Origin of the sequence: Paenibacillus sp. TC-CSREp1 (assembly GCF_050171015.1) — a bacterium.
Lineage (GTDB): Bacteria > Bacillota > Bacilli > Paenibacillales > Paenibacillaceae > Paenibacillus > Paenibacillus silvae.
Window position 1 is genome coordinate 49,567 of the sequence record NZ_JBNOKM010000022.1, and the last position, 15,436, is coordinate 65,002.

The 15,436-nt window shown below is 52.4% G+C and carries 1 protein-coding gene; it reads right to left on the reverse strand.

What is annotated here, in order from left to right:
- Window positions 1-144: 144 nt before the first annotated feature.
- Window positions 145-15,036 (reverse strand): amino acid adenylation domain-containing protein, encoded by a 14,892-nt coding sequence (locus tag ACQSGY_RS26160; protein WP_427181550.1) that lies wholly within the window; start codon window positions 15,034-15,036, stop codon window positions 145-147.
- Window positions 15,037-15,436: the final 400 nt, after the last annotated feature.

Consider the following 15,436-nt stretch of genomic DNA (forward strand, 5'->3'; position numbering starts at 1 on the left):
ATGCCCTGACGCAGGTCCGAAGAAGATTACCTTCGGCCTGCGCGTTTACGGGCTGGATTTACGGGCTTGCACGTGGTTTTCCGTTTTCCTTGGAAGACGCGTCGCCTTTGCTTGACGCAGCAGAGCGCGCTTCCGCTGGAAGCATTAGAAAGCGAATTCGATCGTGTCGACGACACGCTTTGCGCCTTCTGACGGTTTGTGGCATTCGATGCGGTTCAGCTCAAGTTGCGGATTCTCCGCAATTTGAGTCAGAATTCGCAGGTAATCCTCGGTCAGGGTGCGGATCATCGTTTCTTTGAACAGCTTGGTGGCGTAGAAGAATCCCCCGCTTAATGACCCGTTATTTTCATAAATAAAGAGAGTCAGATCAAACTTCGCTTCTTCCAATTGGTCAAGCTCGTAATTTTTCAGACGGATTCCTTCCAGTTCGGCGTCTCGTTCTTCAATATTTTGCATGTCAAAAACAGCATCAAACAACGGGAAACGGCCAGGCTCTCGCTTCACATTCAAACGCTCCACAAGTTCCTCGAATGGATAATCCTGATTTTCGAAGGCTCCAAGTGCCGTTTCCTTGACTTCATCCAGGTAGGACAAGAACGTTTTGTTACCTGACGGACGATTGCGAAGTGCCAGCGTATTTACAAACATACCGATGATCGGCTCCAAGTCAGTATTGGTTCTTGCTGCCACCGGCGTGCCTACAATTAAGTCCTCATGACCGCTATATTTGGACAGCAGCACCGTATAAGCCGCAAGCAATACCATGAACAGCGTGCTTTCGCGCTGGGCCGCCAGTTCGCGCAGCCGTGCAGAGAGAGAAGCTTCGACGTCGAAATCCAGATGCGCGCCTTGGTAGCTACGAACTGCAGACCGTTCATAATCCGTCGGCAGGTCCGCCGTTGGCAGCTCACCTTCGAAGGTTTGCAGCCAGTACGCTTCCTGCTGCCCGATTCGCTCCAGATGAGCTTTTGACTGTTGCCAAACAGCATAGTCCTTGTATTGAATGCGCAGTGGTGGCAGCTCTTCTCCTGCATAAAAACTTGAGAATTCATGCATTACAATTGCCATGGATACTCCGTCGGACACGATATGGTGCATGTCGAAAAGGAGAATATGCAGGTCCGGCCCCAGTTCGATGACTCCGGTTCGCAGCAGTGGCGGCTTGTCGAGCTCAAACGGACGAACGAAGCTGCGAATGATCTGCTCAATCTGAGCCGCATCCTCTGGATCTGCCTGATGATGCTCGACAGCAAAATCCACCTGTGAATAAATCCGCTGAACCGCTTCACCCTTCACGATCTCAAAACCGGTGCGCAGCGACTCATGCCTTATGATCAATTTCCGCATCGCGGCTTCAAAGCGCTCTACATCAAAATGACCTTCCATCTGCACCAGCTCCGGCATGTTGTACAGCTGATCCGCTCCATCCAGCGTATGTTGAATGAACAGGCGTTTCTGCGCAGAAGACAGAGGGTAGCATTCTCTCTCCTCCGCTTGAGGTATGACCTCATGCTCCTGCCGCTCCATCCGGGCCATCACCTCCGCCATCGACGCAATCGTCGAATGACGGAATACATCACGCAGCGGCAGATTGACGTTGAATTCCTTAAATACCTTGCCTGCCAGCGTCGTCGCCCGCAGCGAATGCCCGCCGATGTCGAAGAAGTTGTCGTACACGCCGATCTGCTTCGCATGCCCCAGCACATCCTGCCAGATCGCAGCCAGCTTCGCTTCCAGCTTATTGCGCGGTGCAACGTACTCCGTTCCACTTCCTGCTTCTCCTTCCGTCGCTGGCAGTGCCTTTCGATCCACCTTTCCGTTTGGTGTCAAAGGCAGATGCTCCAGCTCCACGAAGTAGGACGGGATCATGTAACCTGGAAGCTCCTGTGCTAGCGCACTGCGCAGATCGTTCACTGCCAGTTCCGTTTCGGCATCCGGCGTATAATACGCGCACAGCGCCTTCTGCCCGTTCGCATCACTTCGAACCAGCACCACCGCTTCACGAACACCTGCCACCTGCAGCAGCTGCGACTCGATCTCACCCGTCTCAATCCGGTAGCCCCGGATTTTCGCCTGGTTGTCGATTCGACCGATGAAGTCCACATTGCCGTCCTCCATCCACCGCGCTAAATCTCCTGTGCGATACAGCCGCTCCCCGGCGACGTGTGGACTATCCACAAACTTCTCTGCCGTCGGCTCCGCACGGTTCAAGTAACCACGTGCCACACCGGCGCCGCCAATCACCAGCTCGCCCAGCACCCCAACGGGCACTGGATTCAGATGTGCATCCACAATGTAGAATTTCGCATTCAACCACGCTTTGCCAATCGGCACATGGCCCGTCTGCGGCAGCTGGGTCAGCGGCTCGTCATAGAAGCTGGAATCAATCGCGGCTTCCGTCACGCCGTACGCATTGATGATACGGAATGTTGAGCCGAACCGCTCCTGCAAGGTGCGATAATCTGCAACGCTGCAGCTATCCGAGCTTGTGATCAGTAGCTCCATCGAGCAGATATCCAGCTTCTGCTCGTACACGTACTGCATGAACGGCACAATCAATGCAGGTGTCGATTCGAAAATAGTCACCTGCTCCCGCTCTATCCAGTGGTGCAGACGGGATGGATCAATCCGGTCGTCCTTAGGCACAATTACCATCGTGCCGCCGTTGTACAGCGTGCGCGCAATATCGCCCACGAACACGTCAAACGAGAAGCTCGCAAGCTGCATCAGCCGCACCGGGAACTGATCCAATCGGTACTCCCGTCGGTAGCCTGCCGCTGTATTGACCAGGCTCCGATGCTCGATCATCACACCTTTCGGCTTGCCGGTGGTTCCCGATGTGTAGATCACATACGCCAAGTCCTCTGGACGAGCTTCATGGAAGTGATCCATGCCAGAGACCAAGCTGGAGCCTTGGTCAAAGCCCAGCATCGGCGCATTCGTTTGCTGCTCGCTGTACGCTGCTTCATCGTCGAGGTACAGCACCTTCGCCAGTGCCAGCTGCTCTTCACCCAGCCAGGCTTCGGCACGCTCGCGCAGTGACTTTTGCGTCAGCAGCACCTTCGTCCCGCTGTCCTCCAGCATGAAACGCACGCGGTCTGCCGGATAGTCCGGGTCCAGCGGAACATACGCCCCGCCTGCTTTCCAGACAGCCAGCACCGCCACCAGCAGGTCTACCGAACGCTCGGCGAGAATGCCAACGATGGACTCCCGACCGATGCCGCTTGTGCGCAGTGTCACCGCCAGACGGTTCGCCCGCGCATTCAGCTCCGCATAGGTCAAGCGGTCGTTCTCATACACAACAGCTTCTGCCTCCGGCGTGCGTTCCGCCTGTTTCTCGAACAGCCTGTGGAATGCTACCACAGGAGCTGCTTCCGGCTGCGCCGGGTTAAACGCGCTGATCACCTCTTCTTTTTCCGCCGCCGTCAGCAGGCTAAGCTCAGCAACTTTAGCATCTGGACGGCTTACGATCGTCACGAGCAACTGCTCATAATGTTTCGCCAGCCGTTCAATCGTCTCCCTTTTATATAGAGCCGTTGCATATTCGAAGCTGTAATCCAAACCGCCATTTTCCTCGCCCACATCCAGGCTGATATCAAATTTCGCTGTATCCAGCAGGCCCGGGTAAGGCGTCATGCGAAGCCCTTCCAGCTCAAAAGCCTCGTTCTCTGTATTCTGCATCGTAAACATCGTATCGAAGAGTGGATTGCGGCTTAAATCACGGGTCACCTGCACCTTGTCCACCAATTGTTCAAACGGATAGTTTTGATGCTCGAAGGCATGCAGAGTTGTTTCCTTGACTTCATTCAGGTAGGACAGGAAGGTCTTCTCCGATGCCGGATAACTGCGGATTGCCAGTGTATTCAAGAACATTCCGATCAATGGCTGCACATCTTCATGGTTCCTTCCGGCAATCGGCGTACCCACGATTACATCCTCCTGACCGGAATATTTGTGCAGAAGAACGTTATACGCTGCAAGCAGCACCATAAACAGTGTCGTGCCTGTTTCCGAAGCCAGCTGCTTCAGACCTTCTGTTTTAGAAGCATCAAAGAAAAACTCCAGCGTCTGACCTTCATAGCTCTGAACAGCAGGACGCGGATAGTCGGTCGGCATTTCCAGCACTGGAAGCTCGCCTTCAAACCTGCTCAGCCAATACGTCTCCTGCTGCTGAAGCCGTTCCTGCTGCTCCGGTGAATGCTGCCAAACGGTATAGTCTTTATACTGAATGCGCAACGGCTCCAATGGCTCTCCACCATACAAACGAACGAATTCCTCGACGAAGATTTCCATCGAAACGCCATCGGAAATAATATGATGCATGTCATACATCAGAATATGGCGTTCCGGGGCAAGCTGGGCAAGACCCACCCTTATCAGCGGAGGCTTCGCCATGTCAAACGGACGAATGAAACCACGAACTGTCTCTTCGACCTCTTGCTCTTCGACTTGATAGAACTCCACCGCAAAATTCACGTTCTGGTAAACCCGTTGTGATGCTTCGCCATCCACCATTTCAAACCCGGTGCGCAACATTTCATGCCGCGCCACAAGCTTACGGAACGTTTCTTCGAACCTTGATTTGTCCAAAGCACCCTCCAGCAGCATCGCCTCCGGCATGTTGTAGCTAAGCTCCGCACCCTCCAGCTGATTCAGGATAAAGAGACGTTTCTGGGCAAAAGATTGCGGGTACACCTCCCGGTCTTCTGCCACCGGAATCGAAACAAATTGCTGTTGATCCAGACGGGCAATGGCCGCCGCCATACTCTCGATCGTGGAATGGCGGAACACGTCACGCAGAGGTAAATCCACGTTTAACGTTTTATGAATCTTGCTGACCAGCGTCGTTGCCCGCAGGGAATGCCCGCCGATGTCGAAGAAGTTGTCGTACACCCCGATCTGCTTCACATGCCCCAGCACATCCTGCCAGATCGCAGCCAGCTTCGCTTCCAGCTTATTGCGCGGCGCAACGTACTCTGTTCCACTTCCTGCTTCTCCTTCCGGTGCTGGCAGTGCCTTTCGATCTACCTTTCCGTTCGGTGTCAAAGGCAAATGCTCAAGCTCCACGAAGTAGGACGGGATCATGTAACCTGGCAGCTCCTGTGCTAGCGCACTGCGCAGATCATTCACTGCCAGTTCCGTTTCGGCATCCGGCGTATAATACGCGCACAGCGCCTTCTGCCCGTTCGCATCACTTCGAACCAGCACCACTGCTTCACGCACACCTGCCACCTGCAGCAGCTTCACTTCGACTTCCCCCGTTTCGATCCGGTAGCCCCGGATTTTCGCCTGGTTGTCGATTCGACTGATGAAGTCCACATTGCCGTCCTCCATCCACCGTGCCAGGTCTCCTGTGCGGTACAGCCGCTCCCCGGCGACGAATGGACTGTCTACAAACTTCTCTGCCGTCAGCTCCGCACGGTTCAAGTAACCGCGCGCCACACCGACGCCGCCAATCACCAGCTCGCCCAGCACCCCAACGGGCACCGGATTCAAATAGGCATCTACGATGTAAAATGTCGCATTCAGCCACGCTTTGCCAATCGGCACATGGCCCGTCTGCGGCAACTGGCTCAGCGGCTCGTCATAGAAGCTAGAATCGATGGCGGCTTCCGTCACGCCGTAGGCATTGATGATGCGAAATGTTGAGCCGAACCGCTCCTGCAAGGTGCGATAATCTGCAACGCTGCAGCTATCCGAGCTTGTGATCAGCAGCTCCATCGAGCGGATATCCAGCTTCTGCTCGTACACGTACTGCATGAACGGCACAATCAATGCAGGCGTCGATTCGAAAATAGTTACCTGCTCCCGCTCCATCCAGTGGTGCAGACGGGATGGATCAATCCGGTCGTCCTTAGGCACAATTACCATCGTGCCGCCGTTGTACAGCGTGCGCGCAATATCGCCCACGAACACGTCAAACGAGAAGCTCGCAAGCTGCATCAGCCGCACCGGGAACTGATCCAATCGGTACTCCCGTCGGTAGCCTGCCGCTGTATTGACCAGGCTCCGATGCTCGATCATCACACCCTTCGGCTTGCCGGTGGTTCCCGACGTGTAGATCACATACGCCAAGTCCTCTGGACGAGCTTCATGGAAGCTGTCCATGTCAGAGACCAGGCTGGACCCTTGGTCAAAGCCCAACATCGGCGCATTCGTTTGCTGCTCGCTGTACGCCGCTTCATCGTCGAGGTACAGCACGGTAGCCAGTGCCAGCTGCTCTTCGCTGATCCAGGCTTCGGCACGCTCGCTCAGCGGTGTTTGCGTCAGCAGCACCTTCGCCCCGCTGTCCTCCAGCATGAAGCGTATGCGGTCTGCCGGATAATCCGGGTCCAGTGGAACATACGCCCCGCCTGCTTTCCAGACAGCCAGCACCGCTATTAGCAGATCCACCGAGCGCTCGGCAAGAATGCCAACGATCGACTCCCGGCCGATGCCGCTGGTGCGCAGTGTCGCCGCCAGACGGTTCGCCCGCACATTCAGCTCCGCATACGTCAGGCGGTCATTCTCATACACAACAGCTTCTGCCTCCGGCGTGCGTTCCGCCTGTATCTCGAACAGCCTGTGGAATGCTGCCACAGGAGCTGCTTCCGCCTGCGCCGGGTTAAATGCGCTGATCACCTCTTCTTTTTCCGCTTCCGTCAGCAGGTTCAGCTCAGCAATTTTCTCACCGGGATGACTTACAATCGCTTTGAGCAATTGCCCAAAATGACTCGCCAGCCGCCGGATCGTACTTCCTTTATAAAGAGCTGTTGCATATTCAAAGCTGCACTCCAGGCCGCCATCTTCTTCCGCCACATCTATACTCAGGTCGAATTTTGCCATGCCGTATTCGCTAGGGTACGGGGACCATTTCAGCCCCTCCAGCTCCAATGCTGTCTCCTCCAGATTCTGCAGGGAGAACATCGTGTCAAATAGCGGATTTCGGCTCAAATCCCGGCTAACCTGTACCTGATCAACAAGCTCTTCAAACGGATAATTCTGATGCTCATAGGCGCCTAAGGTTGTTTCCTTCACTTCTTCCAGATACGACAGGAACGTTTTCTCCGAAGAAAGGTTATTACGAAGCGCCAGCGTATTAACAAACATTCCGATTAAAGGCTGTGTTTCAACATGTGTTCTGCCCGCAATGGATGTGCCTACAATTAGATCATCCTGACCTGTGTATTTATGCAAAAGCACGGTATATGCGGCAAGCAGCACCATATACAGCGTTGTTCCTGTTTGATTCGCCAACTGCTTCAGTCCTTCATTCGTTGCTTCATCTACGAAGAACGTCAGCGTCTGTCCCTCAAAACTCTGCACGGCAGGACGTGAATAATCCGTAGGCATCTCCAGAACCGGAAGTTCACCCCGGTAACGGTCCAGCCAGTACGTTTCCTCGCGTTTCAACTGTGACTTCTGCTCATCCGACTGCTGCCACACCGCATAATCCTTGTATTGAATACGCAACGGTTCTAATAACTCCCCGCCGTATAGACGAACAAGTTCATTGACGAACACATCCATCGAAACCCCATCAGACACGATATGGTGCATGTCGAACATCAGCAAGTAACGTTCGGCTGCAAGCTCCACGAGCTCTGCACGCAAGAGCGGAGGCTTTGCCAAGTCGAAAGGCCGAATAAACGCTGCTATAATCTCAGACTCTTCTCCTTCGTTTGCATGACGGCACTCGATTGCAAAATCAACGTCTTCGTATATGCGCTGCATAGCCTCGCCTTGTACAATCTCAAAGCCCGTCCGCAGCGTTTCATGCCTTGAGATCAGTCCCCGGAAAGCATTTTCCAGTAAACTATGGTCAATCGTTCCTTCCAGCAGCAGCACACCCGGCATGTTATAGCTCTGATCGGCTCCTTCCAGCTGATTCAGAATAAACAGTCGCTTCTGTGCTGAAGAAAGCGGATAATGCTGCCTCTCACCTGCCAGCGGAATCGACGAGAAGGATTGCTTCCCGATCCGGGAGACAGCAATAGCCATATCTTCAATCGTAGAGTAACGGAACACATCGCGCAGAGGCAGCTCAACATTCAATTCCTGATGCACCTTGCTCACCAGTGTCGTCGCCCTCAGAGAATGACCGCCCAGGTCAAAGAAGTTGTCATGAACGCCGATGTGCTGCAATCCCAACACATTCTTCCAAATCCCGACCAGGCTTTCCTCCAGTGCATTCCGAGGCAGCGTACGCTCTTCACCCGGCTGTAAACTTTCCTCAGGTGCAGGAAGCGATCGCCGGTCAACCTTGCCGTTTGTCGTCAAAGGGAGCCGATCTAACTGAATCAGGTATGTCGGGATCATATATGCTGGCAGTTCCTGAGAGAGCATACTCTTCAGTTCGGCTGCCGAAAGCTCAAGGTCTGCTTCATAATAAGCGCAAAGCTGCTTCTCACCAGAGGTATTTTCATGAGCGAATACTGTTGTTTTCCGAATTCCTTCCACTTTTTGCAGCTGAGCTTCTATCTCCCCCAGCTCAATGCGGAAGCCGCGAATTTTCACCTGGTCATCCGTCCGTCCCACGTATTCAATCGTTCCGTCCGGCAGCCATTTCGCCAAGTCCCCTGTCCGGTACATGCGCTCTCCCGGAACAAATGGATTGTCGACAAATTTCTCCGCCGTCAGCTCCGGCCGGTTGTTGTAACCCTGCACCAGGCCTTCTCCTCCGACGCATAACTCCCCGGCCACGCCGATCGGCAAAAGATGATTTTGGCTGTCGACGATATACACCGTCGTATTACTTATCGGCCGTCCGATCGGTACGGTAACCGCCGACTCGTCCACGAAGTCAACCGGAAAATACGTGGTATACACCGTGCTTTCCGATGGGCCGTACAGATGATTGAGCCTGCCCGGTCCGATATGTGCAAGCGCTCTGCGTACATGACCAACCGACACGCGCTCCCCACCGAATAAAATCGCCCGGACATTCAGCAGGCAATCGACATTCACATCTACAAGCACGTTGAAAAAAGCCGTCGTGATCAGCATGACCGAGATGCTTTCACGTTTGATGAGATCCGCCAGCTGGCCGATTTCCAGCAACGTCTCCCGGGGGACTAGCACCAGCCTTGCCCCATTTGTCAAAGCGCCAAAAATATCGAAAATCGCTCCGTCGAATGAATAACTCGAAAGCTGGAGGACATGATCCTGCTCGGTAATGTCGATATAATTCGTATTTCTCACGATCCGCACGATGTTACGGTGCGAAACAAGGTTGCCTTTCGGCTTGCCGGTCGTGCCTGACGTATAGATGATACAAGCCAGGTCTGTCGCTTCAGTACCCGGATTTAAATCAGTACCGTCGTGGTGATAGAAGGAGTTGTCATCCACTAAGATCACCGAATGTGAGCCAGCACATGAATTCGCCAGCCGTTCACGCAGGTGGGTTTGTGTCAGCACGACCTGCGCCCCCGAATCTTCAATCAGGAAACAGATACGCTCTTCGGGATATTCAGGGTCAATCGGTACATAAGCCGCTCCAGCTTTGTGTGTAGCCAGCATACCAACCACCATTTCAATGGAACGTTCAGCCATAATGGCAACCCACCGCCCTTTGCATATCCCATAGCTACGCAAGGTTCGTGCAAGCCGATTGACACGTTCGTTCAGTTCCCGGTAGCTCAGTTGCTGCTCATTCAAGGAAATGGCAGCTGCATTCGGAATTCGCCACGCCTGTTCTTCAAACAATTGAATCAGCGTCTTCCCGCGCGGAAATTCCGTAGTCGTATCGTTAAAACGTTCGAGAAGGTCCAGCTTTTCAACTTCGGTTACAAGTTCCAGCTCACCCACGGTGATTTCCGGGTTATTCGTCACCTGTTCCAGCAGATGCACAAAATGCCGTTTGAGCCGCTCAACGCTATCTTTATCAAACACTTCGGCATTAAAATCAAACCGAATTTCGATATCATCTCCCGGTACCACCGTTACGTTGAAGTTATAGTTGGTCTGCTCCTCCATCTGAACATCAGCAATCGTCAAATCGCCATGCTGCTGGTCACCCGCCTGCTCCATCTGCTCATCCACCGGGTAGTTCTCAAAAGCGATGATATGATTGATCAGGTTCTGCTTTTGCATGCTGAGAGCTTGAATCTCATACAGCGGATAATAAGCATACTGTCCGAGCTCCAGCGACCGTTCCTGGAGCTTAGCCATCAGGTCGGCGAACACGGTATCCGCTGTGCTCGTGACGCGAACCGGGACCGTATTGATGAACAGCCCGATCATGGACTCAATACCCGGAATTTCCGCCGGCCTTCCGGCCACAACGCTGCCGAACACAGCATCGTTTGTTCCGTTATATTTTTGCAGCATCACACCCCAAACAGCTTGCAGCAGCGTATTGACCGTAACCAGACGCTCTTTTGCCATCCTGTCCATCCGTTCGCTCAATGCCTTGCCAAGCTCGGCGATGTCGTGATCTGCCGTAAACTGGTCGTTCGGTGTCACTTCCCTTTGCCCCGGGAGTACCGTTTGCCCTTCATATCCTTCGAGAAATGCCGTCCAGTAGCTGGCTGCCGCCTGAGCGTCCTGCTTTTCCAACCATTCAATATAAGCACCATAATCCGAACCTTTGTCTCCAACTGGTTGCTTGCCGGAGGTCAAGGCCGAGTATATCTCAAATAGCTCCTGTGTCAGTTGAGCCAGGCACCATCCATCCATCAAAATATGCTGGAAACTCCACAGCACATGGTAGCTTTGTTCATCGGTACGCATAATCGTGAATCGTACGAGTGCGTCATGTTCCAGATCAAAGCCGCGAAGCTTGTCTTCCTCGGCCTTTTTATCCAAGTACGCCTGCTTTTCGTCCTCCTCCAGATGAAGCAGCTCTTCATATTCAAAGCCGGCTGGCTTATCCCGATATATGATTTGCAGCGGCTCACCCGCGGGTCCTTTCACATAATTTGCACGCAGCACCAGATGTCGTTTCGCAAGCTCCTTCCAGCTCTTCTCGAAAAGCTGTACGTCGAGCGCCCCCCGCATCGTAAACCGAGTCTGCTCAAAATAAGCAGCCGTTTGCCGGTCAAGTGCGCTGTGGAACCACATCCCCTTCTGCATAGGTGTAAGTGAGTAAATATTTTCGATCTCCCCCAGATGGACCGAACGATGCGCAATGTGCTCCAATTCCTCGATTGTCAAACCTTTATATTGCACATCACTCGGTGTCAATTCCGTATTTTCCTTGCTTGCGCAGTGGGCGATAAGCTCTTGTAAACTTTGCTTAAACTGCTGGGCGAAGGCTTCCATCGTTTCCTTACGATACTGCTTCCGGCTATAACTGAGATCAAGTGACAACGCACCGTCCAGCACCATACCGTTAATATCCAGCACAAAGCTACGGGCCTGTCGGTTGCTTACCGGGCTGCCACTGGAATAGGAAGACATACCAATTTCATCTTGGCTGAATTCATCTTCGAATTGACCAAGGTAGTTAAAATTAATTTCCGGCTCCGCACCCCAAACGAAACCATCCTCGGAATTAGATAGATAACGGCATACCCCGTACCCCAGCCCCTTGTTCGGAACACCGCGCAAGCTTTCCTTAACCTGTTTAATCTGCTGAGCCAAATCCCCGCAAATTTCTGGCTCCAGGACAACAGGAAACTTGGTCGTAAACCAGCCAACTGTACGCGTAATATCGATATCTGTTCCGATCGATTCACGTCCGTGCCCTTCAAGATTAATTCGCACCCTTTCGTGTCCAGTCCATTTGCGTATGGCTATACCAAGTGCCGTAACCAAAATATCGTTCATTTCGGTATTGTAGGCCCGGTGTACCCGTTTCAGCAGAAGTTCTGTTTCTTCGCAAGTCAAACAGATGAACAGGGATTCGCTATCCTGCTGCGTTGTAACTTCCGCTTCCATATCCTTAGGTATGTGGGGAACTTCGATGTTCTCCACCGCCTGCCAATAGTCGCGTTCCTTCGTCATCTCAGAACTTTGCGCATAAGCGGTCAGCTGCTCGGACCAGGTGTAGTACGCATCCGTCTTTGCTGGAAAACGAATCTCCTCTCCTTTTCCAGCTTGTTCATACCCCAGAGCGAAATCTTCCATTAAGATACGCCAGGACACACCGTCCACCACCGCATGATGAACCGCAAGCAGCAGATGATCGCCATCAGCACATCGGAACAATCCCGCTTTTACCAGAGGACCGCTCTCCAGATGAATGCCTGCCTGGATATGCGTTGCCTTCGTCTCCACAGCTTGTATCGGATTCTCTGCTTCCATGAAGTTGAACATGTCCAGCGTGAACAGACTGCCTTCCTGAATTGCACGAGTACGCGCGCTGAATCCTTGTTCCGTTTGGCGGAATACCATTCGCAAGGCATCATGATGCTCGGTCAGCTTCTGCAGCACCTGACGCACTGCCTCTTCAACAAAACCTTCCTTGCGGTAAAGCATTACCGATTGGTTGAAATGATGCGGGTCGGCAAACACGCTCTCGAAAAACCACCGCTGAATCGGAACCAGTGACATATCACCTGTGATTTCACCTTGATGGATCGTACGTCCGGTCGGTTTCACATGCAGACTAAGCTGTGAAATGGTCGGATATTTGAACAAATCCCTGATTTCCAGCTTGTATCCCGCCTGATGAAGCCGCGAAGATACTTGAATGGACTTGATCGAATCTCCGCCCAGTTCGAAGAAATGATCCGTTACTCCCACGCGATCGGCGTTTAATACCGCCTTCCACACATCAGCAAGTGTCTGCTCCGCTTCATTGCGGGGTGCCACGTAGGCATTGCCTGTCAACGCAATTCCTTCCGGGGCTGGTAATGCCTTGCGGTCGATTTTGCCGTTCGGCGTAAGTGGCATACGCGGAAGCTGAACAACATGTGCTGGAATCATATAATTCGGCAATGTTTGCGCCAGCGCACTTCTCAGCTCACCGAGCGCCAGCGGATGGCTTGCGACCAAGTAGGCACACAGCTCTTGCCCGCTTTTTCCTTCCCGTGCAAGTACAATTGTCTCCTGCACAGCTTCTATATTCAGAAGCTGCTCTTCAATCTCACCGATCTCGATTCGAAACCCGCGAATTTTTACCTGATGGTCAATTCGGCCCAGATACTCTATGTTTCCGTCCGGCAGCCAGCGGGCAAGGTCGCCTGTTCGGTAGAGGCGTTCTCCCGGCGCAAACGGATGCTCAACAAACTTCTCGGCTGTCAGCTCCGGTTGATTCAGATACCCTCTCGCAAGCCCTACGCCCGCCACGCAGAGCTCGCCTTCCACTCCTGGAGGCACAAGCTGAAGGTGAGCATTCAAAATAAAAATCCGGTGATTATCCAGTGGTCGCCCGATTGGAATGAATCTTCGCTCTGACTGATGCTCACTCGCATCCCAAAGTGTCGTAACAATTGAGGCTTCGGTTGGACCGTACGCATTAAAATAACGGACCTTCTCCTTCCATTGCTGCACAAATTCGGCCGATACCGCGGAGCCCCCCGTTACAAGCTTGTTTAAACTCGGAATTCTTTCCGGATTTAAATACGCACTGTAGGTCGGAGGCAAGATCGCAGCGGTAATTGCATGTTCGTTCATATAATTTTCGAACAGGTGGTTGTCAAGAATTGTCTCGGCATTCGGGATGTACAAAGTTGCGCCAAAATAGAGCGCTTTGAACATTTCCCAGCAGGAAGCATCAAACGACAGGCTCGCGAATTGAACGATTCGGTCATTCTGGTTGATCCCCAGCCTGTCTGCAAACATCGACTTCAAACTGACCAAACCGCGATGCTCCAGCATAACTCCTTTCGGTTTGCCCGTTGTACCTGATGTATAAATAACATAAGCAAGATCATTCGGACCACTGACCGGCTCCAGATTGGAGCCATCTTCGCTATAGGCCTGCTCTTCATCCAGCGCCAGCACCTTGCCTTCGAACGGCGCCTGAGACAGCAGTTCTCTTTGAGTCAGCAGCAGCTGAGCATTAGAGTTCTCCAAAATGTAGCGGATGCGTTCCTCCGGGTATTCGGGATCGATGGGCACGTAAGCCCCACCGGCTTTCAGAACCGCTAGAATACCAACAACCATTTCCAGCGATCTTCTTACCATTAAACCGACGAGCTGATTGGGCAGCACCCCGAGCGATCGCAGCGTGCACGCCAGCCGGTTCGCACGTTCGTTCAGCTCAGCGTACGTAAGCCGCTCCCCCTCAAAAACAACTGCCGTTGCCTCAGGTACACGCTCCACCTGATCCTCTATGAGTTGATGAATGGTCTGATCATGGGCATACTCTTTGTCTGTATCGTTAAAGACTTGCAGCAATTGAAATTTCTCTTCCTTCGACAGCATATCTGCCCGCATAATCTCCAGATCCAACTCGTGGAGACCCACGGACAGCAAGCGATCCAGATGACCAACAACCCGGTTCATAAAATCGGAGTCATACAAGTGCTTGTTATATGACAGCGCCAGTTGTATGGTGCCAGCACTCAAGCTGAATTCGAAGAAACAATCCGTGACCACACTGTGCTCGGTTTCATACATATGCAGTTCCTTTAGCGAAACGAGTGTATGAATGACGGGTATCCCGTCAACGTATTGCAGGTCCAGATTCTCCGTCATTTTCAAGAATGGAATATGCTGATGTTTTATCGCTTCCGGCAAGGAAGTTCTCAGCTCACCCAGAAGTGTTTTGAAAGTCGCACCAGCCAAAAGTGAGTTTTTCAGAATGACCGTATGATTAACAGACCGCCGCGTCTCCTCCTTTTTCCGTACAACTGGCATGCCGACCAAAATATCAGAAGTGCCTGTATATTTATGTAGGAGCGATTGAACACCTGCGAGTAAAATCATAAACATGGCTAGTGGAGCACCTTTGCTCATCTGCTGTATACGCTGCGCCGTCTCCTCGGACAGTGAACCGCTGACGGTTGTCATCATGGGTACCAACGAGCTTGGAGCTTTGGTATAGGGCAGCCGTGTCAAGGTATCATCGTTACCAATAAATTTTTCGTTCCAAAACATCGTTTCTTTTTCAAAAGCCACCTGGATCGTTCCCCTCTCTTGATCGGTAAAAGCAATCCGGCGGAGCATAGCTCCCCGCCTTATCAAACATGTGACAAAAAAAGAACATCGTCCTGCGTGTGATATACGACTTCTCGCTCCTCTGTTGTAATGTACTTTCTACAGATGAGCTACTTTAGAACAAACATAGGTTTAACATTTTTTTTGGAAATAGATGTAGGGGTAGACAAGGGAGGTTGCTCCCATTGCTGTAAGGCCTGCTGTAGATTTCGGCCAGTTAACAGGAAACTCGGCTGTCCCTCCGGATTTGACACCGAAGCAACCGTTGTAGAAGCCTGAATTACGGGGTATGGATACACGCTATGTATATTTTGCATATTCCCCCGCAGCACTGATATGGATCAATACAGATCCCGCTGCGGAGTAGTAACCTTGTCTGACAAACAAGGATGTTATTTTTACAACGAGA